Annotated in this window: 22 protein-coding genes; 13 read left to right on the forward strand and 9 right to left on the reverse strand. The window is 70.7% G+C overall.

Annotated elements, in window-relative coordinates; all coding sequences use genetic code 11:
• Window positions 1-19 precede the first annotated feature (19 nt).
• From OHS59_RS11895 to OHS59_RS11910, 4 genes are all read right to left on the reverse strand, one after another.
• Window positions 20-346 (reverse strand): hypothetical protein, encoded by a 327-nt coding sequence (locus tag OHS59_RS11895; RefSeq protein WP_328493374.1) that lies wholly within the window; start codon window positions 344-346, stop codon window positions 20-22.
• A gap of 112 nt (window positions 347-458) precedes the next feature.
• Complete coding sequence (locus OHS59_RS11900; RefSeq protein ID WP_328493375.1) at window positions 459-857, reverse strand: hypothetical protein; 399 nt, start codon at window positions 855-857, stop codon at window positions 459-461.
• Window positions 858-939: 82 nt separating this feature from the next.
• The gene (locus OHS59_RS11905; protein ID WP_328493376.1) at window positions 940-4,929 is read right to left on the reverse strand and encodes a golvesin C-terminal-like domain-containing protein; all 3,990 of its coding nucleotides are present in this window, start codon (window positions 4,927-4,929) and stop codon (window positions 940-942) included.
• A 141-nt stretch (window positions 4,930-5,070) separates the two neighbouring features.
• Window positions 5,071-5,625 carry a hypothetical protein gene (locus OHS59_RS11910; protein WP_328493377.1) on the reverse strand — a complete coding sequence of 185 codons (555 nt, stop codon included), beginning with the start codon at window positions 5,623-5,625 and terminating at the stop codon, window positions 5,071-5,073.
• Between the two features lie 463 nt (window positions 5,626-6,088).
• Between OHS59_RS11910 and OHS59_RS11915 the strand changes: the two genes are divergently transcribed.
• Both OHS59_RS11915 and OHS59_RS11920 read left to right on the forward strand, forming a co-directional pair.
• A complete protein-coding gene (locus OHS59_RS11915; RefSeq protein WP_328493378.1) occupies window positions 6,089-6,391 on the forward strand; it encodes a hypothetical protein in 303 nt (100 codons plus the stop codon).
• A 306-nt stretch (window positions 6,392-6,697) separates the two neighbouring features.
• A complete protein-coding gene (locus OHS59_RS11920) occupies window positions 6,698-8,371 on the forward strand; it encodes a hypothetical protein (RefSeq protein ID WP_328493379.1) in 1,674 nt (557 codons plus the stop codon).
• A gap of 66 nt (window positions 8,372-8,437) precedes the next feature.
• Here OHS59_RS11920 and OHS59_RS11925 read toward each other — a convergent pair whose 3' ends face one another.
• Complete coding sequence (locus tag OHS59_RS11925; RefSeq protein ID WP_328493380.1) at window positions 8,438-8,947, reverse strand: DUF6299 family protein; 510 nt, start codon at window positions 8,945-8,947, stop codon at window positions 8,438-8,440.
• Window positions 8,948-9,181: 234 nt separating this feature from the next.
• Between OHS59_RS11925 and OHS59_RS11930 the strand changes: the two genes are divergently transcribed.
• From OHS59_RS11930 to OHS59_RS11970, 9 genes are all read left to right on the forward strand, one after another.
• Window positions 9,182-9,394, forward strand: coding sequence for a DUF5999 family protein (locus OHS59_RS11930; RefSeq protein WP_328493381.1), 213 nt, complete (start codon window positions 9,182-9,184; stop codon window positions 9,392-9,394).
• Between the two features lie 407 nt (window positions 9,395-9,801).
• Window positions 9,802-10,656: a PaaX family transcriptional regulator gene (locus OHS59_RS11935; protein WP_328493382.1), complete on the forward strand. Its 855-nt coding sequence runs from the start codon at window positions 9,802-9,804 to the stop codon at window positions 10,654-10,656.
• Between the two features lie 83 nt (window positions 10,657-10,739).
• Window positions 10,740-11,657 (forward strand): sulfotransferase family protein, encoded by a 918-nt coding sequence (locus OHS59_RS11940; protein WP_328493383.1) that lies wholly within the window; start codon window positions 10,740-10,742, stop codon window positions 11,655-11,657.
• Window positions 11,654-12,100: a hypothetical protein gene (locus tag OHS59_RS11945; protein WP_328493384.1), complete on the forward strand. Its 447-nt coding sequence runs from the start codon at window positions 11,654-11,656 to the stop codon at window positions 12,098-12,100. Before OHS59_RS11940 ends, OHS59_RS11945 begins: the two co-directional genes overlap by 4 nt.
• Entirely contained in the window at window positions 12,097-13,476 is a 1,380-nt protein-coding gene (locus OHS59_RS11950) for a glycosyltransferase family 4 protein (protein ID WP_328493385.1), read from the forward strand. The genes OHS59_RS11945 and OHS59_RS11950 overlap by 4 nt, the downstream gene beginning before the upstream one ends.
• Entirely contained in the window at window positions 13,473-14,045 is a 573-nt protein-coding gene (gene cysC / locus OHS59_RS11955) for an adenylyl-sulfate kinase (RefSeq protein ID WP_328493386.1), read from the forward strand. The genes OHS59_RS11950 and cysC overlap by 4 nt, the downstream gene beginning before the upstream one ends.
• 71 nt (window positions 14,046-14,116) lie before the next feature.
• Window positions 14,117-15,004, forward strand: coding sequence for a sulfate adenylyltransferase subunit CysD (gene cysD, locus OHS59_RS11960; protein WP_328499174.1), 888 nt, complete (start codon window positions 14,117-14,119; stop codon window positions 15,002-15,004).
• A 2-nt stretch (window positions 15,005-15,006) separates the two neighbouring features.
• Window positions 15,007-16,287: a sulfate adenylyltransferase subunit 1 gene (locus OHS59_RS11965; RefSeq protein ID WP_328493387.1), complete on the forward strand. Its 1,281-nt coding sequence runs from the start codon at window positions 15,007-15,009 to the stop codon at window positions 16,285-16,287.
• 329 nt (window positions 16,288-16,616) lie between these two features.
• Window positions 16,617-17,069 carry an ATP-binding protein gene (locus OHS59_RS11970; protein ID WP_328493388.1) on the forward strand — a complete coding sequence of 151 codons (453 nt, stop codon included), beginning with the start codon at window positions 16,617-16,619 and terminating at the stop codon, window positions 17,067-17,069.
• Between the two features lie 30 nt (window positions 17,070-17,099).
• Here the strand turns inward: OHS59_RS11970 and argF are convergent, their stop codons facing one another.
• Together argF and OHS59_RS11980 are read right to left on the reverse strand one after the other, a co-directional pair.
• Window positions 17,100-18,107 carry an ornithine carbamoyltransferase gene (gene argF, locus OHS59_RS11975; RefSeq protein WP_328493389.1) on the reverse strand — a complete coding sequence of 336 codons (1,008 nt, stop codon included), beginning with the start codon at window positions 18,105-18,107 and terminating at the stop codon, window positions 17,100-17,102.
• Between the two features lie 133 nt (window positions 18,108-18,240).
• Window positions 18,241-19,467, reverse strand: coding sequence for an arginine deiminase (locus tag OHS59_RS11980; RefSeq protein WP_328493390.1), 1,227 nt, complete (start codon window positions 19,465-19,467; stop codon window positions 18,241-18,243).
• 167 nt (window positions 19,468-19,634) lie between these two features.
• Between OHS59_RS11980 and OHS59_RS11985 the strand changes: the two genes are divergently transcribed.
• Window positions 19,635-20,771, forward strand: a complete 1,137-nt coding sequence (locus tag OHS59_RS11985) for an SPFH domain-containing protein (protein ID WP_328493391.1) — start codon at window positions 19,635-19,637, stop codon at window positions 20,769-20,771.
• A complete protein-coding gene (locus OHS59_RS11990) occupies window positions 20,768-21,685 on the forward strand; it encodes a hypothetical protein (protein ID WP_328493392.1) in 918 nt (305 codons plus the stop codon). Before OHS59_RS11985 ends, OHS59_RS11990 begins: the two co-directional genes overlap by 4 nt.
• 217 nt (window positions 21,686-21,902) lie before the next feature.
• On the opposite strand, the gene OHS59_RS11995 is transcribed toward OHS59_RS11990, so the two are convergent.
• Both OHS59_RS11995 and OHS59_RS12000 read right to left on the reverse strand, forming a co-directional pair.
• On the reverse strand, window positions 21,903-24,512 hold the full coding sequence (locus OHS59_RS11995; protein WP_328493393.1) for a polynucleotide kinase-phosphatase: 2,610 nt from the start codon (window positions 24,510-24,512) through the stop codon (window positions 21,903-21,905).
• Window positions 24,509-26,029 (reverse strand): 3' terminal RNA ribose 2'-O-methyltransferase Hen1, encoded by a 1,521-nt coding sequence (locus OHS59_RS12000; protein ID WP_328493394.1) that lies wholly within the window; start codon window positions 26,027-26,029, stop codon window positions 24,509-24,511. The genes OHS59_RS11995 and OHS59_RS12000 overlap by 4 nt, the downstream gene beginning before the upstream one ends.
• Between the last annotated feature and the right edge of the window lie 110 nt (window positions 26,030-26,139).

Consider the following 26,139-nt stretch of genomic DNA (forward strand, 5'->3'; position numbering starts at 1 on the left):
CGTGCGCGCTCCACCGGCGCTAGCACATGAGCTGTTCAGACTTTTCCTTGTACTCCTGCATTTCGTTCGCCGTGTAGTTCGCTTCCTTGAGGTCCTGCATCAGTGACGCCGTGTCGCCGCACAGACGCAGACGCTGCCCATCAAGGTAGGACTCGACGCCTTCAGCGGTCAGCTCTTCCAGGGACCGCTTGACCTCGTCGCTCTTCTCGTGCGCGTAGGAGAACTCGATCCATTCCTTTTCCTGGCTGGACAGGCGGGATGTGTCGACAGCCGTGCCGCCTCCCCCGCAGGAGGTGGCCATAAAGGTGCATGCCACCACCACGAGACATATGCGCGCTATCTTCACAACGCCCTCTTCTCTGTGAACCACCAGGAAGCGCATTTTATCGCACGCGCACGCCGATCGTTTCAATGCAAACGTCCTGATTGACGCTGTTCGCGTTATGCGTCCTGCGCTGTCAGGAACGCGTCCTCGGCATCTCGGCGAGGGAAGCCAAACCGCACAGCCCCGCGAACAGGGAAATGTACAGGCCGGTGGCCAGGTCGCTGACGTTGCCTTCCTCGACGAGTTTGCCGCCGATGCGCCACCAGGCCACGAAGCCGACCACGACGAGCAGATGGTTGCCGCGCTCCCTCAGCAGCCGCATGCCCGCCCACAGGAGTACCGGCATCGACAGAAGACCGACGATCCCCGCCAGCAGACCTTCCAGCCACCCTGCGCCCATGGCGTCGCCGCTGGCCCGGGACACGTCGTCCGACCACTCCCACAGAGAGGTCCACATCTCGTAGCAGGCGGCTGCCGCCAGTGCCGACAGCAGTGTGCCCTTCACTCCGCGGAAGACCCTGGCCCTCGTCATGTCCTCACCGTTTCACAGGGAGCGGACGCGGGCCTGAGTACGACTACTCAGACCCGCGCCCTCGATCGCGGCGCGGGATCGGTCAGTTCCCGGCGAGCGTGTGCTCCAGGGAGTCGGCGAACAGCCTGGCCCCCGCCACCTTCGGATGGAACGACTTCATGGAGGGTGCCACGTTGCCCGGCAGCCACTTCACGTCGCGGTTGTCCGCCCTGGAGTGCCCGGACAGCACGATGCCGTGGATCGATTCCGGGTCACCGCAGATCGCCTTGCCGGCGAACTCGTCACGCGGGTCGCTGAATACGGCGTTCGCGCTGTACCGGCTGTTGGCGTCGGCGACCGCGTTCGCCATCTCGGCGGCCACGTTGTCGGCCATCGCGTTCAGCCAGGGAGCCTCTGCCAGCCCGATGCCCGGTATGCACTGGCCGTTGCCCTCCAGCAGCCGCGGATAACCCATGAGCACGATCTTCGCGTTGGGCGCCCGCTTGTGGATCTCGTTGAGCGTGGTGACCAGACGCGGCCTGACCGTGTCGCGTGCCCATACCGGTGCCCACTCGTCGACCGGACCGGTCTCCCCGCCGGCCCCTTCCCCGGTGTCCGGATCCTCGTTGGGGAAGGAGTCGTCGGTGCACACCCCCTCCAGGCCCAGGATGCAGTTCCGGAAGATGTCCGTGAACCGCATGTCGTTGCCACCGACCGACAGGGTGACCAGGGTGGTGTTCTGGTCGAGGTACCCCTTGTCCAGCTGGGCGAGTTCGCCGTACTGGGTGTCGCGCAGGACCTGGAAGTAGCGGGCGCCCCCGCACGCGATGAACTGGAAGTCCATGTCGGAGTCGCGGTCGTCAGCCAGCGCTCCCATCGACTTCGACTGGCCCGGCAGCTTGGCCTGACGCGCCCAGGCGTACTTCGAACGGTGGCACTTGTTCTCGGCGTCCGGCTGGGCCGAGTCGTAGAAGTCGGACTCCGGGTAGTAGTCGTCGCCGCCGTTCGTCGACGCGCCCTCACCCGAGGAGTAGGAGTCGCCCATGGCGACGACCTGGTTCTGCGGCTTGCCCGCCATCGGCTGGAAAGCGACCGAGTCCCAGGCGACGTCCTCGGTGCCCGTGCCGTCGTCCGTCGTGTTCGACAGCGAAACGGTGGGCGTTCCGGTGAAGTTGAAGACGCCGATCGGCACCCAGGTGTTCGCCCCCACCCGCTGCGGCAGCGCGCGGTTCGGGCTCGTGGAGTTCGTACCGCCGACCTTGTACTTGGCCTGGCGGGTGTGCGCGCCGTGGTCGGGCAGGTGCACCCAGACCCGCATCCAGCCCCGGTCGGACTTGTTCAGGGTCCACGTGCCGGTGGTCTTCAGACGGCTGCCGTCGGTGGTGCCCTCCTTGTTGGTGTGGGTGAACCAGAAGTGGTTGTCGTAGGCGGCGCCCAGCTGGTGCAGGTCGATACGTGCCGAGGCGGAGCCGAAGTCCAGGTTGAACGAGCCCGCCGAGGACACGCTCCCGCAGGAGCGGAGATCGGAACCGGCCGGAACTGTCCCGTCGGCCAGGTCGTCGACGATGTACGTCCCCGAGGGCAGGTCGGCGGAGCATTTCGGCGGGTAGGAATTGGCGTCCGCCTGCTCGGGATAGGTCTCGTCGAACCGGTGGATGGCGTTGCCGCACTGGGCGGCGGTCGTGCAGCTCTTCCACGTGGCCGCCTTGGTGTACCAGCACTTCAGGTACAGCGGATCCGACTCGTTCGGGTCGCCCGGCAGCAGGCAGGGGCCGCCGCCGGTGTCGTTGCTCGCGCCTGTGCTGATCTTCGACGGGTCGCAGTCGTTGCTGCTGTCGCAGAACAGTCCGATCGGCGGCTTCGACGTGGTGCGGTAGGCGTTGCTGTTCCACCACGCCTGGCGGTAGCCCGCCTTGAAGTCGCCGGGCGCGAACATCGCCGACAGGGGGCGTGCGGACCAGCCGATGACCTTCTCCTGGTACGGCCAGTTCTGCGGGCTCGCGGCGTGGCTGTAGTCGTCGGCGCCTGCGGCGTCCTCCAGGAAGGGAGTGCGGTTCTCCTTCCACAGCGGGTTGGCCGGGTTGTTCGTCCAGCCCAGGCCCCACTTGCCGGAGTTGCCGCCGGCCTCCGACTTCGGGTGATAGCCGGTGTTGTACGACCAGAGGGCCGCGAACCAGTTCTCGATGTACTTCGGGTGGCCGTCGTTGATGACGACCCCGTCGGCCCGGGTCTGGTTCCACTTCTCGATGAGGATGTTGACGCCGGCCGCGATGTTCGCGGCGTAGTCGAGCGCGACGGCCTCCTGCTGCGTGGTCGTCATCGTCGGCTGGCCCTTGCCCGGCAGCCGCATGCCGTCGGTGACCTGGGTGACGCCGTAACCGCAGTCCGACTTCGACCAGTCGATGGCCCATGGGTCGGCCTGCGAACCGTCGGCCGAGTACTTGACGCCGTAGAAGTTGCCGATCAGTGAGTTGGCCGTGACACCCGGCACGGCGTAGCGGGTCGCCTGCCACATGTTCGACTCCTGCGCGGTGATGCCCAGCATCACCTGAGCCGGTATGTGCCAGTCCGCGCCGCTTCCGCCGCTCAGCGAGGCCAGCGGGAACAGAGTCTGCGGGGCGTACGCCGACATCCCGGTGTTCTTCCAGTTCGCCGGCCGGGTGGCGCCACTGTTGAGCTTGCCGACGATGGCCTGGTCCACGGCCCACTCGATCTGCCGCGGGGTCGGCTGGAACGCCTGCTTCTTCGCGTTGTTGCGGGGTACGGAGCAGGTGCGGTCGTCGTCCACGGGCGAGGCCTGCGCCGACACGTCACCGGACACCGCGGCCTTCGCGGCCAGCGCGGGACTCGCGGAGGTCGCGGCCCGTCGGGCGCTCGCGCCGCCGATGACGTCACCGGGCGCGGCGTCCAGCACGATCGACTTCGCGGTGTCCAGGGCCTTCACGGTGATCCGCGCGGGCCGGGCCGAGAAGGAGTCCTTCTGCGAGATGCGCGAGTCCTTGCCGTCCGCCCACGCCGTGGTCAGCGCGGCGGCGCCGTCGCTGGAGATACGGGCGTCCTTCGGGATGCCGCCCGGGTTGTGGATCGAACTCGGCAGTGTGCCGCGGTTCTTGGCGTCGCCGGTGACGTACACGGCCCCGTCCGGTGTCCGGGCGAGGTCGAAGCGGGTGAGCGAGCCCTGTGCGAGCTGGGCGGCGCGCGCCTTTCCGTCGGCTGTCCTCAGGGCCGCGGTGCTGACGCGGGAGACGGCTGCCTGACCGGTGGCGGCGGCCGTGCCGCCCGCCGCCTTGTCCACGGGCAGGCGGTCGATGAAGGTGACGCCACCGTCGGCGTCCGGCTTGAGCTGGAACGGCACAGCGTGTGTGGGGGCCACGGTCCTGACCGTCGTCCCGTCGATGCGCACGATCTGCTTGCCGCGTGCGGCGACGACGTGACCGTCGACCGGGACGGCCGAGGTGACCTGTCCGGCGACCTTCACCGTGTCCGACCTACCGGTGCGGGCATCGGCTGTGATCAGCCGGGTCTCGTTCTTCTTCGAGGCGACCTCGTCGGTGAACTGCGAGAACACGATGTCCTCGCCGGTACCGCAGCCCGGGGAGAAGTAGCCGAGTGTCGCCGTGAACGGCAGTTTGCGGACCTCACCGTCGGTCAGGTCCACGAGGGCGGTGAAGGCCCCGCGGCTCATGAGCTCAGGCTTGTTGGTGAACGTCCGCGGCGCGTACGCGACAGCCGCGTACCTGCCGGATTCCGTCACACAGGCGTTGCCGATCCACGCGTCCGTCTCGAAGCCCGGCTCCGACAGCGAGGCGGCGGTCTTCCACCGGTAGCCGTCCTTCTCGGAGGCCACCAGCACGTGAAAACCCGTGCCGTCGCCCGATGTGGTGATGGCCCGGTCCGATGACGACCGGTAGCCCTTGCCCAGTACCTCGGTGCGCTTCGCCACGGGAACCGAGTGCGGTTTGGCACCCGGGCCGGTGCCGTCGGCGGAAGGCGCGGTCTTCGAGGACCAGCCGTTCGCCGCCCCGGGCGGTACCGCCTCCGCGTAGGCCTGCGTGGTACCGACACCACAGGCCATCGCGATCGCGACTGCCATGGCCGCCGGTATGCGCGCGTGATTGAGGATGCTGCGTCTGCCGTGTCCCAACTTCCTGTCCTTCTTGAGAGAACACACCCGGGTCAGGGTGCGAGGAGTGGAGTTCCGGTGCCGCGGAGCGCGGCATACGCGCCGGTGGCGTCAGTTGCAGGACCCGACCTTGAGGTAGTTGTCGACGACCACGCTGCTTCCGACCTTCATGTAGGAGTACGCCTGGCCGCAGTAGCCCTTGTTCTGGTAGACGGGCCCTGCGTAGGAGCTGTACGTACCGAAGTCCTCGGTGTCAGGGGTGGCGGTGTAGTTGTCCTTCAGACGGACACCCATCGAGTGGGCGGTGCCTGTGTCGTTGAAGAACACGGCACAGATCGGCTTGTCGTAGTAACCGCTGCCTGTCGTGGTGCCGTTGGTCCAGGTGTAGGTGGTCCCGTAGGTGCCGTAGCGGGCAGCGTTGGTGGAGATGGTGTAGCCGGATCCGCACACGTTGGCGGCGGCTGCGGCGACGGCCGCGTCGGACTCGATGATCTTCCTGGTTTCCGCCGACGCCTCTGTGTCGACCTCGATGCCGTTGACGTCCACGACCTCGACGGACGTGTCGGCCTCAAGGCCGGAGCGGTCGGCCGCCGACGCGGTGGGCACGATCATGGTGACGGCCAGCAGAGCCGCGAAGGCACCACCCATACGTATCGCTAACTGCATTTTCTCCCCCTCGTGGTGACAGTCAGGTGACTGGAGCGCACAGAAGGTATCGCAGTGAACGTACAAACGATCGATATTTGTCGATCGTTCTGTCCGTTAGGTACATGTATCTGCGCACTGCGGGGGCAAGCGTTTTCTGCCATCTTCGCCCTTCGTCCGACGGGGCCGAGGAGCATTCCGAGTCCCGCACACGGGTCCGAAACGGCGGACTCCTGGGCACCTCCGCGCTGTCGGCGACCGAGACGGAGCCGGTGCGGCGCTGGCGATATCCGGCCGTACGAAAGTCACCGGCCGACACTCTTACGCCACGGACAGTCGCTCACGCGGGGCGCGCCGGGACAGGAAAAGGTTTGTCATGCTCCTGCCTTTTATGCATGTGCAAGGTGGGAGCCTTCGGCGGTCAGGGCATCGCCGAGGCGCAGGATCGGCGTGTGGTCGGCCCGGCCAGAGGGAGGGGACGTCCATGCCGGTCCTGCAGGACCACGCGCCCGCCCGTCGTGGTGTCCAGGATCAGTGCGAGCGGCGGGGCGGGGAGTTCGAGTCGCTCTCGCACGACGTCGTCCCCGACACCGCAGGCGACCCGGTCGTCGCCGCTACGGCGGTGGAGCTCTTCCGGGGCCGCCACGGTGTCTTCCGTCGCGGTATCCGGCCTCCCAGCCATCCCGCCGCCACCCGCGCCGCCATCCACGCGACCGTCCTGGAGGAACGACTGTTGACGCGGGTCCACCCACTTGCGAGCGACGACACTTCCCCGCTCGACCTCTGACGAGGTGACACCCCCGCATCCGCGGGGCCTTCCGACACACCGCTCTCTCACTGACCGTGATCGCGTCTCGCCCGAGTGCGCCACAGAGCGTGACGGCAGCCCGCGGCGGGTCGTTGGGACCGTGGCCGGACCGCCTCCGGTTCCGGTTCCGCTCCCGCCCGGCCCTTGGACCACTCCCCCATGTCCGTACAGCCGCTCTCCCCGCCGGCCCCCGCACCCGCCCCACCCGCGCCCGACCGTGTCCCCGAAGCGCGCCGGGCGCCCGCGTACCGGCCGCTCCGGCCGTGTCTTCCGGGAGCGTGGCGAATGCCCGCGCTCGTGGTCCTCGCCGCTCTTCCGCTGTACGGGGTGTGGGCCGCCCTTCTCGCGACGGGCGGCGGTGATCTCGCGGCCCAGTACGCCTGGGCGGGCTTCGTCGCACGCAACCCCGACACCGCGTACGGGCTCTTCTGGTACGGCGGCGCGCACACCGCCAACTACAGCGTGCTGTCACCTCCGTTGATGGCGGTGCTGGGTGTGCGCACCGTCTCCGTCCTCGCCGGGGTGGCCGCCACCTGGCTGCTGGGCGCGCTGCTGGAGCGGACCGTGGCCGGGGCGGCGCTGTGGCCCGCGCTGCTCGGCGCGTTCGGGCTGTGGGCCAACGTCGCCTCGGGACGCACCACGTTCGCCCTCGGGCTGGCCTTCGGGCTCGGGGGCCTGCTGGCCGTCGCGGGCCGTCCGGAGCGGCCGGGCCGGCTGGCCGTGGGCGCCCTGGGCGCGCTGCTCGCCACCCTGGCCAGCCCGGTGGCCGGGCTGTTCCTGCTGGTGGCCGGCGCCGGGTGGCTGCCCGCCCGGCGGTACGCCACCTGCCTCGCCCTGTCCGTGCCGCCCGTCGCCGTCGCCGCGCTGACGGCCCTGCTGTTCCCCTTCAAGGGCGAGCAGCCCATGACGGCGGGCCGCGTACTGATGCCCGTACTCCTGTCGGCCGCCGTGGTGTGGGCGGCTCCCCGCGCGTGGCGGGCGGTGCGGGCCGGGGCGGTCGTCTACGCCGTCGGCGTGGTGCTGACCTGCCTCGTCCCCTCACCGATCGGCACCAACGTGGAGCGGCTCGCGGCGCTCTTCGCGCCCGCGGTGCTGCTCGCGTGCCTGGTGCGCGCCGCCGGGTCCGGGGGTGCTCGGGCCGTCGGCTCGCCGGCCGGCGTGCGGGACGTCGTGCGCCGGGCGGGACCGCTCGGCCTCACCCTCGTGCTCGTCGTGTCGGTCGCCTGGACCGGCATGTCGACCGTCAACGACCTGCGGGTCGCCACGTCCGTACCGGCCTGGGCCACCCACACCCACGGCGTGCTCAAGGAACTCGACCGGCTCGGCGCGCTCCGCGACCGGGTCGAGGTGGTGCCCGCCCGCAACCACCGGGAGGCCGCCCTCTTCGCCCCGCACGCGCAGTTGATACGGGGCTGGAACCGGCAGTTGGACGTCGAGCGGGGGCGGCTCTTCTACGAGGGCGCTCTCGACGCGCCTCGCTATCACGCCTGGCTTCGACACTGGGCCGTCGGCCACGTGGTCGTGCCGGACGGGAGGCCCGACGGTCCCGCCGAGCACGAGGCTGCCCTGGTCGCCGCCGGACAGGACTGGCTCAAGCCCGTCTGGCAGGACTCCCATTGGAGGATCTACCGCGTCCGGGACGCCGAACCGCTCGTCTCGGCTCCGGCCGACGTGGTGCGGGCGGGCGAGGCGGCCGTGGTCCTGAGAGTGCCGCGCGCCGGGACGGTGACCGTACGGGTGCGGTACTCGCCCTGGCTGCGGGCCGACGGCGCCTGCGTACAGCCGGACGGGCCCTGGACACGGCTGACCGTGCGGCGGGCGGGCGTCTACCGGCTGGACTCCAGCTATGCGGCCGGGCGCTCCGGTGAACGGGGATGCGCGCCGGGGCGGGACGGGGAACGGCGAGGCGGGGACCAGCGGGACGGGGAGCGGCGGGACGAGGAGCGGCGAAGCGGCTGACCCGGCCCGGCCCCCGGGCCCTTCGGGCTCGGCAGCCGGGCTGTCGTCAACCGCCGTCAACTGCCGTCAACCGACCAGTGTGACGTCCTGCTCCTTGGCCGCGTGGAACATCGGCAGCGGCAGACCCGTGGAGCGCAGTTCCATGAGCGTCGCCTCGACCTTCGCCGCGCCCGGCTCGAACCGGCCCGGATCGGTGCGTTCGGTGTTCACCCAGCGGTGTTCGGCGCCGTCGCAGACCGCGGTGGTGCTGCCGATGCCCTTGCGCACGTTGCTCCCGCCCGGGCTCAGCGAGGAACTGTCCTGGCTGAGGGAGGGGCGGTCCTGGCTCAGGGAGGAGCTGATGAAGACCGGGCCCGTACCGCCCGTGCAGCGGTAGGTGCCTGACAGTGTGACGGTGCCGTCCGCGGCGAGACGGGCCGTCGGGTCGACGGTCACCGTCTCCGACAGTCCGGCCGGACCGGCAGGCCCGACCGGCGCGGCGGACGGGGCCTGTCGGGACAGCGCGCTCGCGGACGGGGCGGCGACCAGCAGCAGCGCCGCCCCGGCGGCTGTGCCCATGACCTGGTGCAATCGCATTCGGAGTACCTCCTGGAGTGGGGGCCTCCACAGGTACCGGCCCGGCGCGCCCGCGGGCGTGATCCTCACTCCTTTGGTGGCGAGTCCGCATCGTCCGTCCTGGGCTCGTCCGAGTGTTGTCCGCGTGTTGTCACGCTTCCCGTCCGGCTGTTCCGATGAGTTCTCGGCAGGCGCATGGTCTATCCATACGGGCGACGAAAACGCCGCCCGACTCCTCGCACGTGGAGGCCCACCATGTGTTCTCACCAGGCTTCTTGCCCGTCCGCCGAGCACTCCGGGCGTTCGAACCACTCCGACGCGCACATCGTCTCCGCGCACCCCGAGCAGGGCTGGTACCTGCTGTGCGACGGCACGATCGTCTTCGACGACACCGGCGCGCTGCTGCCCGACGGACAGGTCGTCGGTCCGCACCGGGTGCCGGTCGAGCAGCTGGCCATCGCCGCCTGATCCCGCCCCGACGCCCTGCGGACGCCGTACCGGCCCCGTACCGCCTGACCACGTACCGCCGTACGCCATGCGCCGTCGAGGGCAGCGGAACAGCCCTCCGACGGGACCGGCGAAACGTGAGAGACCTGAGCGACCTGCGCGATCTGCGCGATCTGCGCGATCTGCCGGACCTGCGAGACCCGCACCATCGGCCGGAGCCTGCCGTCTCCTGTTATCGCGGACCGTTGACTGCCGTCATGAAGTCGATACGCTCCTGATGCGGCCCCACCACGACCAGGGGCCCGAGTTCTTCTTCCGGCACGACGCCCGAAGGCGTCAACCCGGTGCGTACGCACGGCCGTTCCGTGCGAATGGAAAGTGATCCCCTGCCCCCGGACGGCGATCTCGCGTGACGGTGACGATCTAGAGTGATCAACGTGTCCGAGCAACACGCCCCCCGGTCCCTCATCGTCACCTTCTACGGCGCGTACGGCCGCTTCGCCCCCGGTCCCGTACCCGTCGCCGAGCTGATCCGGCTTCTCGCCGCGGCCGGCGTGGACGCGCCCTCCGTGCGTTCGTCGGTGTCCAGACTCAAACGCCGGGGGCTTCTCCTGCCGGCCCGTACCGAGGCAGGCGCGGCCGGGTACGTCCTGTCGCCGGACGCGCGACAGCTCCTCGACGACGGCGACCGCCGGATCTACGCCGCCTCGCAGCCCGAGGACGGCACCTGGGTGCTCGCCGTGTTCTCCGTGCCGGAGTCCGAGCGGCAGAAACGTCACGTACTGCGCTCACGCCTGGCCGGGCTCGGTTTCGGGACAGCCGCCCCCGGAGTGTGGATCGCCCCGGCCCGCCTCTACGAGGAGACCCGTCACACGCTGGAACGGCTCCGGCTGGACTCGTACGTGGAACTGTTCCGCGGTGAGCACCTGGGGTACGCGCCGACCGCCGAGGCGGTCGCGCGCTGGTGGGACCTCGCCGAGATCGCCAAGCAGCACGAGGCGTTCCTCGACCGGCACGCGCGCGTGCTGCACGACTGGGAGGCCCGGGACGACACCCCGCCGCAAGAGGCGTACCGCGACTATCTGCTCGCCCTCGACTCCTGGCGCCATCTCCCGTACACCGACCCGGGACTGCCCTCCTCGCTGCTGCCCCAGGACTGGCCCGGAGCCCGTTCCGCCGCCGTCTTCCGGGCCCTGCACGAGCGGCTGCGGGACGCCGGAGCGGCCTTCGCGGGCGTGCCCCAGGGTCTCCCCGAACCCGAACCCGAACCCGAACCCATGTGACCTGAGCCACATTTCGAGTCGCTAAGGGAACGCTCAGGTCACTCAATCCCTCTTCTCATGTTCCTTACCTAGCGTCGGGGCCCATGAGTCTGATGGGCAATCTGAACCGGGCGCTCTCCGCCACCACCGGCCTTCAGGTGCGCCGGGCCGCTCCCGCCGCGCCGCCACAGCCGAAGAAGGGCGGGGTGAAACCCGGGAAGCGGCCCACGCCGGTGTACCGATGTCCGGCGCCCGGGGATCTCGCCACGGACCGGTTGCTGCGGCGGCCGGTCTTCATCATGTCGCCCGTCCGCTCCGGTTCGACGCTGCTGCGGATGCTCCTGAACGCGCACTCGCAGCTGCACTCCCCGCACGAGCTGCACATCCGCCGCCTGGAGGTCGACTTCGGCAGCAGACTGTCGCAGCGCGCCATGAGCGCCCTCGACCTGGAGCGCGGCGACCTGGAGCATCTGCTCTGGGACCGGGTCATGCACCGGGAACTGGTCCGGTCGGGCAAGGACGTCCTCGTCGAGAAGACGCCCAGCAACGCGTTCGTCCACCGGCGCATCCGGGACTGCTGGCCCGACGCCCGCTTCGTCTTCCTGCTCCGGCACCCGGTGTCCATCGCCCGGTCCTGGCACGAGGGCGACCCCGGCAAGCGGACCTTCGACGAGGCCGCGGCCGACGCACTGCGCTACATGAAAGCCGTCGACAGCGCCCGGAACGCGACCACCGGCGGCCACACCGACGACCCTGCCGGCCACTGCACCCTGCGCTACGAGGACCTCACCGCCGACGCCGAGAAGGAGTTGCGCGGCCTCTGCGCCTTCCTCGGCATCGGCTTCGAGCCGTCGATGCTCGACTACGGCCGCCGCGACGACACCCAGGTGGTGAAGGGCCTCGGCGACTGGCGGGACAAGATCCGCAGCGGGCAGGTGCAGAGCGGGCGCGCGCTGCCCGCCGAGGACGAGATCCCGGAGCTGCTGCGCCCCATGTGCAAGGCCTGGGGATACAGCTCGTGAACCGGCACGAGCGCCCGACCCGGCACGAGCACGTGAAACCGCACGCCGAGATCGCGGAGGTATGGCCGCGCGACGGACACGTCCGGCTCGTCGGACACATCCACGGCCGTCCCGCCGAGGGCGACTGGCGGCTGCAGCTCACCCGTCGCGGCCGTCCCGGGCGGCCCCTCGACTACCCCGCCCGGGTGAAGGGCGACCGCTTCGAGGGCGAGCTGCCCATCGCCGACCTGGTGCCGTCCGACCCCGCCGAGACCGACGAGTGGGACATCCATCTCACCGACGGCGAGGCGCGGTTGAGGGCAGGACGGCAACTCGACGACATCCACGGCAAGAAGAAGATCATGGTTTTCCCCGAGCAGCGCGTACGCGGCCTGCGCGTGCGTCCGTACTACACGGTGAAGGACAACCTTTCACTGGAGTGCCGTACGGGAGCCGCCATATGACGGGACATCAGGGCACCACCCGGCGTCCGGGCACGCCCCGGCGGCCGAAGGTCCGCTATCTGCTGCTGCACGCCTACGGCCGCGGCGGCACCATCCGCACGGTGATGAACCAGGCCAACTCCCTTGTCCAGGCGGGCTGGGAGGTCGAGCTGGTGAGCGCGCTGCGCCGCCGGGACGACCTCCAGTTCCCGCTCGACCCGCGCGTGAGTGTCACCACGGTCGTCGACCTTCGCGAGAGCGCCCGCACTCCCGGCCGGGGTGCGGCCGGCCGCTGGCGGGACTGGCGCCGCGGGCGGCTGACCGAGCGGCCCGCACGGCACATCCCGTCGGGCGAGTTCGGCCACCGGTACTTCAACCGGTACGTGGAGCAGCGGCTGATCGCGTATCTCTCCTCGCTGCGTGACGGCATCCTCGTGACCACCCGGCCCGCGCTCAACTTCCTCTCCGCGGGGCACGCGACGGGCGGCGTGGTGCGGGTGGCGCAGGAGCACATGAACCACGGCACGCACAAACCCGACGTGCGGCGACGCATCCGGGAGACCTACTCGCGGTTCGCCGCGGTCGCCGTCCTGACGGAACGGGACCGCGAGGAGTACGAGCAGTTGCTGCCCGGCACCCGGGTGGTCCGCATCCCCAACGCCGTGCACACCCTCGACCAGGTCCCCTCGGACCACCGGTCGAAGATCGCGGTGGCGGCCGGGCGGCTGTTCCCGCAGAAGGGCTTCGACCTGCTGATCCCCGCGTGGGCGAGGCTCGTCGAGAGGTACCCCGACTGGCAGTTGAGGATCTACGGCAGCGGCGAGAGGAAGGCCGAGCTGCGTGCGCTGATCGAGGAGCACCACCTCTACAACCACGTGCTCCTGATGGGCCACACGGACCGGCTCGACGACGAACTCGCCAAGGCCTCCTTCTACGTGCTCAGTTCACGGTTCGAGGGGCTGCCGATGGTGATGATCGAGGCGATGAGCCACTCGCTGCCGGTGGTGGCCTTCGACTGTCCGACCGGCCCTTCGGACGTGCTCACCCACGGCGTCGACGGCCTGCTGGTACCGCCCGAGGACCCCGAGGCGCTGGCCGAGTCCATGGCCGAGCTGATGGGCGACCGGGCGCTGCGCGCGGACATGGGCGTCGCGGCCGTACTGACGGCGGCCTCGTACGGCCCGGACGCGGTGCACCCGCGCTGGGAGGCCCTCTTCAACGAACTCGGCGAAACCGACGGCCCCGCATCCGGTGGATCCGGTATGTCCGCTGCATCTGCCGGGTCCGGTGCACCCGGCGGGCCCGGCGGCGCCGTTGCCCCGGGCGGCTCCCACGACCACGACCTCCCCGAACAACGGCACCCCACCTCGGACGCCGCGAAAGGACACCACGCATGACCACCACGGCAAGGGGCCGTCACAAGCCCCCTACCGCTCAGGGAGCCACGGTCTGGCTCACCGGGCTGCCGAGCGCGGGCAAGACGACGATCGCCCGCTTCCTCGCCGGCCGGCTGCGCGCCGAGGGCCATCGCGTGGAGGTCCTCGACGGTGACGAGATCCGCCGCTTCCTCTCCGCGGGGCTCGGCTTCTCCCGCGAGGACCGCAACACCAACGTGCAGCGCATCGGCCTGGTCGCCGAGGTGCTGGCCCGCAACGGCGTCCTCGCCGTCGTCCCCGTCATAGCCCCGTACGCCGACAGCCGCGAGGCGGTCCGCAAACGGCACGAGGCGAGCGGGACGCCCTACATCGAGGTGCATGTCGCCACACCGGTCGAGGTGTGCAGCGAGCGTGACGTGAAGGGCCTGTACGCGCGGCAGGCGGCCGGCCGGCTGACCGGGCTCACGGGGGTCGACGACCCGTACGAGCCCCCGCTCGACCCGGCGCTCGCGCTGGACACCCGGTCGCGGACGCCCGAGCAGTCGGCCGACTCGGTGCACGCGGTGCTGGCGGCCAGGGGGCTGGTGTGAGTCCCTCGACGACACCTACGGCGGCCCCGGCCGGCGCGACGGCCCCGGCAGCCCCGCAGCGCCCGTACGCCTTGAGCCACCTGGACACTCTGGAGTCCGAGGCGGTGCACATCTTCCGCGAGGTGGCGGGCGAGTTCGAACGGCCGGTGGTCCTCTTCTCCGGCGGCAAGGACTCCATCGTCATGCTCCACCTGGCACTGAAGGCCTTCGCGCCCGCCGCGGTGCCGTTCTCACTGCTGCATGTGGACACGGGACACAACTTCCCCGAGGTCCTCGAATACCGCGACCGCACGGTCAAGAAGCACGGCCTGCGGCTGCACGTGGCCTCCGTACAGGACTACATCGACCGCGGCACGCTCAAGGAGCGCCCGGACGGCACCCGCAATCCGCTGCAGACCCTGCCGCTGACCGAGAAGATCCAGGCCGAGCGCTTCGACGCGGTCTTCGGCGGCGGACGCCGCGACGAGGAGAAGGCCCGCGCCAAGGAACGCGTCTTCTCCCTGCGCGACGAGTTCTCCCAGTGGGACCCCCGCCGCCAGCGCCCCGAACTGTGGAACCTCTACAACGGACGCCACGCCGCCGGCGAACACGTCCGCGTCTTCCCGCTGTCCAACTGGACCGAGCTGGACGTGTGGCAGTACATCGCCCGCGAGGGCATCGAACTGCCCGAGATCTACTTCGCCCACGAACGCGACGTCTTCCAGCGGGCCGGCATGTGGCTGACCGCGGGCGAATGGGGCGGCCCCAAGGACGGCGAGACCATCGAGAAGCGGCAGATCCGGTACCGCACGGTCGGTGACATGTCCTGCACCGGCGCCGTCGACTCGGACGCCGTGACCCTCCACCAGGTCATCACCGAGATCGCCGCCTCCCGGCTCACCGAGCGGGGCGCCACCCGCGCCGACGACAAGATGTCCGAGGCCGCGATGGAAGACCGCAAGCGCGAGGGGTACTTCTAGCCATGACCAGCACCACCAGCTCGGCGGCCCGCACCGACGTCGACACCTCTGTGATCCGCCCCGACGTCGACACCTTGCGGTTCGCGACGGCCGGTTCCGTGGACGACGGCAAGTCCACCCTGGTCGGCCGCCTGCTCCACGACTCCAAGTCGGTCCTCACCGACCAGCTGGAAGCCGTCGAGCACGCCTCGCGCAACCGCGGCCAGGACACCCCCGACCTCGCCCTCCTCACCGACGGCCTGCGCGCCGAACGCGAACAGGGCATCACCATCGACGTCGCCCACCGCTACTTCGCCACCGCGAAAAGGCGGTTCATCCTCGCCGACACCCCCGGCCACGTGCAGTACACCCGCAACATGGTCACCGGCGCGTCCACCGCCGAACTGACGATCATCCTCGTCGACGCCCGCAACGGCGTCGTCGAACAGACCCGCCGGCACGCCGCCATCGCCGCCCTGCTGCGCGTCCCGCACATCGTGCTCGCCGTCAACAAGATGGACCTCGTCGGATACGAGGCGAAGGAGTTCGACCGGATCGTCGAGGACTTCGCGGGTCACGCCGCCGAGCTGGACCTGCCGGGCTTCACCCCGATCCCCGTATCGGCCCTGGTCGGCGACAACGTCGTGGACCGTTCCGCGCACATGGACTGGTACGAGGGCCCAGCGCTGCTGGAGCACCTGGAGTCCGTCCCGGTCGGCGGCGATCCGAGGGGCGAACCCGCCCGCTTCCCCGTCCAGTACGTGATCCGGCACGGCGAAAGCCGTCACTACGCGGGCCAGCTGGCCTCCGGCTCGCTGCGCGTGGGCGACCGCGTGACCGTTCACCCCTCCGGCGGGACGTCCGCGATCGAGGGCATCGACGTACTCGGCGAGGAGGTGCGGGAGGCGTACGCTCCGCAGTCGCTGACCCTGCGCCTGACGGACCACCTCGACGTGTCACGCGGCGACATGATCACCAGTGGGCCGGACGCGCCCGCGCTCACCCGGGACGTCCGGGCCGCCGTCTGCCATCTGGCCGACCGCCCGCTGCACGTCGGCGACCGCGTCCTGGTCAGGCACACGACCCGCACGGTGCAGGCCGTGGTGAGGAACCTGACCGCGGGAGAGGCCGGGCTGCACGCGAACGACCTGGGCCGGATCGTCCTGCGCACCGCCGAACCGCTGGCGCTCGACGACTACGCGGACTGCCGGCGCACCGGCGCGTTCATCCTGATCGACCCGGCGGACGGGGCGACGCTGACGGCCGGCATGGTCGACCTGGGCGAGGCCGCCGCCACGATCTGACCGCGCGATCCAGCAGGGCCGTACGGGGCCGGGCACCGAGCGACAGGGTGCCCGGCCCTTTGCTGTCGCCCCCTGCCGCCCCCTGGCGCCCAGGCTGCCGCCCGCGCTGCCGCCCGCGCCCTCGCCGTCACCCGCCCTGTCGGCCGCCCGGTCACCGAGTCACGACTCGTCGATAGCTCGGTAACGGCGGGAGCGCGGCGCGGGAGCCGGACCGTTCCACTGGGTAGGCAGCCCGAAGCCGGGCCGAACGTCCCGAAAAAGGCCCACCGAGCGCCTCTGTCGGGATGCGACGTACCATTCCTAAAGTTGAAAGCAGGACATCCTGCTCCATGAACGGATCCGCCTTGCACGAGCCCCACGCCCCAGCCTCCTGGCGCATCGCCCTGCCGCACACCGTCGCGGCGGTGCCGGTCGCCCGCGCACTGGTCCGTACCGCGCTGGCCGAGATCGAGCTGAGCGCCGACTGCGACACCGCGGAGCTGCTCACTGCCGAGCTGGTGGCGAACGCCGTGGAGCACACGAGAGGCGACGCGCCCATAGAGCTGGTCGTGGAGCTGCTGCCCAGCGGATGCCAGGTCGAGGTGCACGACCCGGACCCGTCCCCGCCGGGCGACCTCACGATCCCCGGCCCTTCGTACGAGCCCGACCCCTGGCAGGAGCACGGCCGAGGGCTGCTGCTGATCCGCACCCTCAGCTCGTCCTGCGGACATCGCCCGACGGAGTCCGGCAAGGCGGTCTGGTTCCGGCTGCCGGTGGTGCCCCACCAGCGCAGGTCCGCCTGACAGGGCTCCTGGCAGCAGCCGGGACAACGCTCAGGACAGCGTCGCCACCAGTACGGCCTTGATCGTGTGCAGCCGGTTCTCCGCCTCGTCGAAGACGACCGAGTGGGCCGACTCGAAGACCTCGTCGGTGACCTCCAGGCAGTCCAGGCCGTGCCGCTCGTGGATCTCGCGGCCGACCTTGGTGCCCAGGTCGTGGAAGGCGGGCAGACAGTGCAGGAACTTGACGTCGGCGTTGCCGGTGGCCCGCAGGACATCCATCGTCACCGCGTACGGGCCGAGGTCGACGATGCGCTCGTCCCAGACCTCCTTGGGCTCCCCCATCGACACCCACACGTCCGTGGCGACGAAGTCGACCCCCAGGACCCCCTCCGAGACCTCCTCGGTGAGCGTGATCCGCGCGCCGCTGCGCACGGCGAGCTCGCGCGCGTGCTCCACGATCTCCTCGGCGGGCCAGTAGGCCCTGGGCGCGACGATCCGTACGTCCATGCCGAGCAGCGCGCCGGTGACCAGGTACGAGTTGCCCATGTTGAGGCGGGCGTCGCCCAGGTAGGCGAAGGCGATCTCGTTCAGCGGCTTGTCGCAGTGCTCGACCATGGTGAGGACGTCGGCCAGCATCTGCGTCGGGTGCCAGACGTCGGTCAGGCCGTTGTAGACGGGCACTCCGGCGTGGGCCGCCAGCTCCTCGACGCCCTCCTGGCTGTCCCCCCGGTACTCGATCGCGTGGAACATCCGGCCGAGCACCCGCGCGGTGTCCTTCACGGACTCCTTGTGCCCTATCTGTGAACCGGACGGGTCGAGGTACGTGGTCGACGCGCCCTGGTCCGCGGCGGCGACCTCGAAGGCGCAGCGGGTGCGTGTCGAGGTCTTCTCGAAGATCAGCGCGATGTTCCGGCCCCGCAGGTGCTGGGTCTCCGTCCCGGCCTTCTTCGCCGCCTTCAGCTCGGCGGCGAGCTCGATCAGGCCGCGGAACTCCTCCTGCGTGAAGTCCAGCTCCTTCAGGAAGTGGCGGCCGGCGAGGGCGTACGGGACTGTCGCCATGGGGGCGCTCCAGGGTTACGTAAACAGGGACTCTTGGAATTCTATACGACGACCCACATTTCTATACGGCCCCTCTTCTCGCGCGGCCCCGCTCCGGCACCCTCGCTCCGGCACCCCGGCCCCGGCGTCCCTGTCAGCCCACGGCGTCCCGCTGGACCGGGCAGCTCATACAGCGCGGGCCGCCCCGTCCCCGCCCCAGCTCGCTGCCGGGGATCTCGATGACCTCGATGCCCTGCTTGCGCAGATGCGTGTTCGTGGTCTGGTTCCGCTCGTACGCGACGACGACGCCCGGCTCGACCGCGAGGACGTTGCAGCCGTCGTCCCACTGCTCGCGCTCGGCCGCGTGGACGTCCTGGGTGGCGGTCAGCACCCGGATCCGGTCCAGTCCGAGCGCGGCGGCGATCGCGCGGTGCATGTGCTCCGGCGGATGGTCGGTGACCTTCAGCTCCTTGTCGCCGACGCCCGGTTCGATGGTGTACGAGCGGAGCATGCCGAGCCCCGCGTACTGGGTGAAGGTGTCGCCGTCGACCATCGTCATCACCGTGTCGAGGTGCATGAGGGCCCGCTTCTTGGGCATGTCGAGCGCCACGATCGACTGTGCCGAGCCGGTGGCGAAGAGCTTGTGCGCGAGCATCTCCACGGCCTGGGGTGTCGTCCGCTCGCTCATGCCGATGAGCACGGCGCCGTTGCCGATGACGAGCACGTCGCCGCCCTCGATGGTCGACGGGTAGTCGGCCTGACCCTCGGACCACACGTGGAACGTTTCTTCGCGGAACAGCGGATGGTGCCGGTAGATCGCCTCGAAGTGCACGGTCTCGCGCTTGCGGGCGGGCCAGCGCATGGCGTTGATGGAGACGCCGTCGTAGATCCAGGCGGAGGTGTCGCGGGTGAAGAGGTGGTTGGGCAGCGGTCCGAGCAGGAAGTCGTCGAGGTCCATGACATGGAAGCGCACGGACGTCGGCTCGGGGTGCGCCTCCAGGAACTCCCGTTTGGTCATCCCGCCGACCAGCGCCTCGGCCAGCTCGCCCGCCGGCAGGCTCTCGAAGGCGGCCCGCAGATGATCGGTGGCGAGCGGCCCGTACTCCTTCTCGTCGAAGACCCTGTCCAGTACGAGCGACCGGGCCTCCGGGATGGCCATGGCCTCGGTCAGCAGGTCGCCGAAGAGGTGCACGGTGACCCCGCGGTCGCGCAGGACGTCCGCGAACCCGTCGTGCTCCGCACGCGCCCTGCGCACCCACAGCACGTCGTCGAAGAGCAGAGCGTCCTTGTTGCTGGGGGTGAGCCTTTTGAGCTCAAGATCCGGCCGGTGGAGGATGACGCGGCGCAGCCGCCCGGCTTCGGAGTCGACGTGGAATCCCATGACTCCATCCTGACCACCGGAAGGCCGCTTGACCCACCGGTCGGCACTTTCTTCGCCCACTCGTTCGCCTTCGCGCCCTCACGACCCGTCCTCCTCTTTATAGTCCTCTTGACTATAAAGAGGAGGACGGGTTATCGTCGAACGGACGACAAACGAGGGGGAGTCCGATGGCCGACATCACCCGGCGCCTGGGCTGGCGCCACCTGCGCGGCGCTCCGACGGCGCACATCCGGCACCACCGCGGCGGGGAGCTGCTGCACGACGGCCCCGGACTCAGCTTCTGGTACCGCGCGTTGAGCGCCGCGCTGTCCGAAGTGCCGGTGGACGACCGCGAGTTGGCGATGACCTTCCACGCCCGTACGTCCGACTTCCAGGACGTCGCGGTGCAGGCGACCGTCACCTACCGGGTCAGCGACCCGGCGCTCGCCTCCGCCCGCCTGGACTTCAGCGTCGACCCCGACACCGGGGTGTGGCGGGGAGCGCCGCTGGAGCAGCTGGGCACCCTGCTGACCGAGACGGCCCAGCAGCACGCACTGGACGTACTGGCCCGTACGACACTGGCGTCGGCGCTGGTCGACGGCGTGGCGGCGGTACGGGAACGGGTCGCGGCGGGGCTGGGCTCGGAGCAGCGGCTGCCGGCGACCGGCATCGAGGTGGTCGCCGTGCGCGTGGTGGCGCTGCGTCCGGAGCCGGAGGTGGAACGGGCCCTGCGCACACCGGCCCGCGAGCAGATCCAGGAGGAGGCGGACCGGGCGACGTACCAGCGGCGGGCCGTGGCCGTCGAGCGGGAGCGGGCGATCGCCGAGAACGAACTGGCCAGCCAGATCGAACTCGCCCGGCGCGAGGAGCAGTTGGTCGAGCAGCGCGGTACGAACACGCGCCGCGAGGCGGAGGAGAACGCGGCGGCGGACGGGGTACGCGCCGAGGCCGAGGCGGCCCGGACGGTGAAGCTGGCCGGGGCGGAGGCCGAGCGCTCCGTGCAGCTGGCGGACGCCGAGGCCAGGCGGACCGAGCGGCTGGCCAAGGCGGAGGCCGATCGGACGGTACGGCTCGCGGACGCCGAGGCGATCCGTTCCGTGCGGCTCGCGCGGGCGGAGGCGGAGGCGGCGCGCGAGGTCGGGGAGGCACGGGCGCAGGCCCAGGCCGCCTGGCTGCGGGTGCACGCCGACGTCGACGTCAGCACGCTGCACGCCCTGACCGGGTCGCGGCTGGCGGAGAACCTGCCGAACATCGACAGCGTGACCGTCTCGCCGGACGTGCTGACCGGCCTGCTGGCCAAACTGGGCGTACGGGACGGGACATGAGCCTCGCCCCACGGGTGGTGATCGTCCACCGCACCACGGAGTACGAGGAGTTGGTGGCCCACCACGGCACGCACGGGCAGGCCGCCTTCTTCCTCTCCTCCCGGGGCCGGGACATCGAGGAGGTCGCCGAACGCCACCGCCGCACCCGGCGCGCGCTGACGGACGTGACCTCCGTGATTCCCCTGACCTGGCGTCAGAGCCGGGTCGAGCGAACCGATCTGGACCGTTTCCTGTTCGCGCCGGAGGACGTGGTGGTCGTGGTCGGCCAGGACGGTCTGGTGGCGAACGCGGCCAAGTACCTGGCCGGGCAGCCGGTGGTGGGCATCGACTCGGAACCCGGCCGCAACCCGGGCGTCCTGGTGCGCCACCGGCCCGCGGACGCGGGCAAGTTGCTGCCCGCGGCGCTCTCGGCCACGACGTCCGTGGACGAACTCACCATGGTCGAGGCCGTCGCCGACGACACCCAGCGGCTGCTCGCCCTGAACGAGATCTACCTGGGCGCGGCGGGGCACCAGACGGCCCGGTACCGCCTGGGCGTCGAGGAGAGCGGGTCCGCCGCGGGTGGTGGAGGCGTCGTCGAGGCCCAGGCCTCGTCCGGGGTCCTGGTGGGGACGGGGACGGGCGCGACGGGGTGGATCCGGTCGGTGTGGGAGGGCCGGGGCGGCCCGCTGCCCCTCCCCCACCCCACGGAGGACCGCCTGGTCTGGTTCGTCCGCGAGGCCTGGCCCTCCCCCGCCACCGGCACGTCCCAGGTGTCCGGCCAGCTGACCGCCACCTCCCACCTCACCCTCACCGCCGAGTCCGAACGCCTGATCGTGTTCGGGGACGGGATGGAGGGCGACGCGCTGGAACTGACGTGGGGGCAGTCGGTGCGGGTGGGGGTCTGTGGGCGGCGGTTGCGGTTGGTGGGGTGAGGAGTTCCTCGCCCCCGCCGCCCCTACCCTCCCCCATCGTCACTGCATGGGGGCTGCGCCCCCTCGCCCCCGTTGTCCTCAAACGCCGGACGGGCTGAAAGACGTCCGCCGGTCCGGCGTCATCTCAGCCCGTCCGGCGTTTGAGGACCGGGGGTTCGGGGGCAGCGCCCCCGAGTACGTGACGGGAAGGGCAGGGGCGGCGGGGGCGGGAAAAGCCCTACAGCCGTGGATCCACCGGCTCCGACTCCAGCGCCAGCACCCCGAACACAGCCTCGTGCACCCGCCACAGCGGCTCCCCCTCGGCGAGCCGGTCCAGCGCCTCAAGCCCCAGCGCGTACTCGCGAAGCGCGAGCGAGCGCTTGTGGTTGAGGGAGCGCCCCCGCAGCCGGTCGAGGTTCTCGGGGCGCGTGTACTCCGGGCCGTAGATGATCCGGAGGTACTCGCGGCCCCGGCACTTGACGCCCGGCTGGACCAGTCGGCCGTTCCCGGCGCGTGCCACGGCCTGGACGGGCTTGACGACCATGCCCTCACCGCCGCGGCCGGTCATCTCCAGCCACCAGTCGACCCCGGCCCGCACCGACGCCGGGTCGTCCGTGTCGACGAAGAGACGTCGGGTGGTGCCCAGCAGCCCGGACGGGTCGGCCGTCACCAGCCGGTCGATCAGTGCGAGTTGCTCGTCGTGCGGCACGGCCGCGAGGCTCCGGCCCTGGGTGGCGAGGATCTGGAAGGGTGCGAGCCGCACGCCTTCCAGGCCGGACGTGGGCCAGCAGTACCGCCGGTAGGCGTCGGTGAAGGAGGCCGCGTCGGCGGCCCGTTCCCGCTGCTTGGCCAGCAGGTCCCCGACCTCGATGCCACGGGCCGCCGCTCCCTCCAGCGCGGCGATCGCTCCCGGGAACACCGCCCCGGCCGCGGCGCCCACGGCGGCGTACTGCGAGCGCAGCAGCCCGGAGGCCTTGAGCGACCAGGGCAGCAGCTCGGCGTCGAGCAGTACCCAGTCCGTCTCCAGTTCCTCCCACAGGCCGGCCTCCGTGACGGCGGCCCGCACCCGCCCGAGGATCTCCTCGGTGAGGGAGACCCCCGCCGCCGAACCCTCCCCGGAAGCCGCCGAATCCGCCGAACCCGAGAAGAAGGGGCGGCCCGTACGGGTGTAGAGCGCCCCGGTGACCCCGGCCGTCGATCCGAACCGCCCGCGTGCGGTCTCCGCGGTCCGGCACACCAGCGCCACCGCCCGCGACCCCATGTGCTTCTCCTCGCACACGACCCGCGCGACCCCGTCGGCCCGGTACTGCTCGAAGGCCTCGGCGGGGTGCTCCAGGTATCCCTTGACCCGCGAGGTGGCGGTGGGTGCCATCGTCGGCGGCAGGTACGGCATCAGGCGCGGGTCCACGGCGAAGCGGCTCATGACCTCCAGGGCCGCGGCCGCGTTCTCCTCGCGCACGGCGACCCGCCCCGCGTGCCGGGTCTCGACGACCCGGCGGCCGTGCACGTCCGCGAGGTCGAGCGGCCGTCCCTCGTGACCGCCCGGCGCCTCGGAGGCCAGCGGCCTGACCGGCTCGTACCAGACCCGCTCGGCCGGTACGTCGACGAGTTCGCGCTCCGGCCAGCGCAGCGCGGTGAGCTTGCCGCCGAACACGGCTCCGGTGTCCAGGCAGATGGTGTTGTTCAGCCAGGTGGCCTCCGGCACGGGTGTGTGGCCGTAGACGACCGCCGCCCGGCCCCGGTAGTCCTCGGCCCACGGGTAACGCACGGGCAGCCCGAACTCGTCGGTCTCGCCGGTGGTCTCGCCGTACAGCGCGTGCGAGCGCACCCGGCCCGACGTACGGCCGTGGTACTTCTCCGGCAGGCCCGCGTGGCAGACGACGAGGCCGCCGCCGTCGAGGACGTAGTGGCTGACGAGCCCGTCCACGAACTCCCGTACCTGCTGCTTGAACTCGTCGCTCTCCCCCTCCATCTGCGCGATGGTCTCGGCGAGGCCGTGGGTGGGCTGGACCTTGCGGCCCTTCAGGTGGCGGCCGTACTTGTTCTCGTGGTTGCCCGGTACGCACAGGGCGTTGCCCGAGCCGACCATGGACATCACCCGGCGCAGGACGCCCGGGGAGTCCGGGCCGCGGTCGACGAGGTCGCCGACGAACACGGCCGTACGACCGTCGGGGTGCACGCCGTCGTCATAGCCCAACTTGCCGAGCAGCGACTCCAGTTCGGAGGCGCAGCCGTGGATGTCGCCGATGATGTCGAACGGGCCGGTGAGGTGGGTCAGGTCGTTGTACCGCTTCTCGGTGCGGACCTCGGCGGTCTCGGCCTCCTCCACACCCCGCAGGATGTGCACCTTCCTGAAGCCCTCACGCTCCAACTGGCGCAGGGAGCGCCGCAGTTCGCGGATGTGCCGCTGGATGACGCGGCGCGGCATGTCGGCGCGGTCGGTGCGTGAGGCGTTGCGCTCGGCGCACACCTCCTCGGGCACGTCGAGCACGATGGCGATGGGCAGCACGTCGTGCTTCCTGGCGAGGTCGATCAGCTGCTTGCGGCTCTCCGACTGCACGCTGGTCGCGTCCACGACGGTGCGCCGGCCCGCCGCGAGCCGCTTGCCCGCGATGTAGTGCAGGACGTCGAAGGCATCCGTGCTCGCGCTCTGGTCGTTCTCGTCGTCGGCGACGAGGCCCCGGCAGAAGTCCGACGAGATCACCTCGGTCGGCTTGAAGTGCTTACGGGCGAAGGTGGACTTGCCCGAGCCGGACGCGCCGATCAGCACGACGAGGGAGAGGTCGGTCACGGGCAGCGTACGCGCCCTGGAGCCATCGGACGTGGTGGTTGCGTTGTCGGCACTCATGCGGCCTTCTCCTCCTTCGTGTCGCTCGCGCCCTTGGCGGTCGTGGTGGTCCTCGCGTGCGTGGCGGTTGCGGTGGTCGTGGTGGTCATGGTGAAAACGGCCATCTGGGTCGGGGGTCCCACCTCGGGGTCGTCGGGTCCGACCGGTACGAACTCCACGCCGTAGCCGTGCCGTTCGGCCACCGTGCCCGCCCAGGCCCGGAACTCCTCACGTGTCCACTCGAAGCGGTGGTCGCTGTGCCGGACATGGCCGGCCGGGAGGGTGTCCCAGCGGACGTTGTACTCGACGTTCGGTGTCGTCACGATGACGGTCCTGGGGCGCGCGGAGCCGAACACCGCGTACTCCAGGGCGGGCAGCCGAGGCAGGTCGAGGTGCTCGACGACCTCGCTCAGCACGGCGGCGTCGTACCCCTTGAGCCGCTTGTCGGTGTACGCGAGCGAGCCCTGGACGAGCTTGACGCGCTCGGCCTGCCGCTCCCCCATCCGGTCCAGCTTGAGCCGCCGCGAGGCGATGATGAGGGCCCGCATCGACACGTCGACCCCGACGATCTCGGAGAAGCGCGTGTCCTTCAGCAGCGCCTGCACCAACTGGCCCTGTCCGCAGCCGAGATCGAGCACCCGGGCGGCGTCGGCCGCCCGCAGCGCGGCGACGATCGCGTCCCGCCGCCGGACGGCGAGCGGTACGGGGGCCTCCTCGGTGTCCGTCCGCTCGTCGACGGCGTTGTCGATCTCCTCGACCGCGCTGTCGTCCGTCTCGGCGAGCCGTACGAGTTCCAGCCGCTCCATGGCCTGCCGGGTGAGCGACCAGCGGCGCGACAGATAGCGGCTGGTGATCAGCTTCTGCTCCGGGTGGTCCGGCAGCCAGCCCTCCCCGGCCCGCAGCAGCTTGTCCACCTCGTCGGAGGAGACCCAGTAGTGCTTGGCGTCGTCGAGCACCGGCAGCAGGACGTACAGGTGCCGCAACGCGTCGGCGAGGCGCTGCTCACCTTCGAGTACGAGGCTCACGTACCGCGAGTCGCCCCACTGCGGGAACTCGGTGTCCAGCGCCACCGGTTCCGCGCTCACCGCCCACCCGAGCGGCTCGAAGAGCGCGCGTACGAGATCGGCGCCGCCGCGGGCGGGCAGTGCGGGCACCTCGACGCGCAGGGGCAGCGGGCGTGCGGGCAGTTCCGGCTTCGCCTGGCAGGTGCCCTTCATGGCGCTGGAGAAGACGCTGCTCAGCGCCACGGCGAGCAGCGAGGACGCCGCGTACGGGCGGTCGTTGACGTACTGCGCGAGGGCCGCGTCCGGTGCTCCGCCGCGGCCCTTGCCCTTGCCGCGCCGGACCAGTGCCACCGCGTCGAGCTCCAGGAGCAGCGCCGCCGTGCAGCGCTCGGCGCTCGCCTCCGGGTAGAAGACGTGGGCCTCGCCGTAGGAGGTCGAGAACGCCTGCGTTTTGTCGGGATGCTTGTGCAGCAGGTAGCCGAGGTCGGTCGCGGGGCGCTCCGGGGCGCCGGTGGTACTGATCGCAAGGAACACTGATCTGCCTCAAAACGTCTTCTGAACTGCGGGAACCTGCCGTGTCGGCGCGCCCGCCCAACGTACAGCGGACATCGCCGTCGCACGCAGGCATTTTCCTTGACCGGGTT

Source organism: Streptomyces sp. NBC_00414 (assembly GCF_036038375.1).
GTDB lineage: Bacteria > Actinomycetota > Actinomycetes > Streptomycetales > Streptomycetaceae > Streptomyces.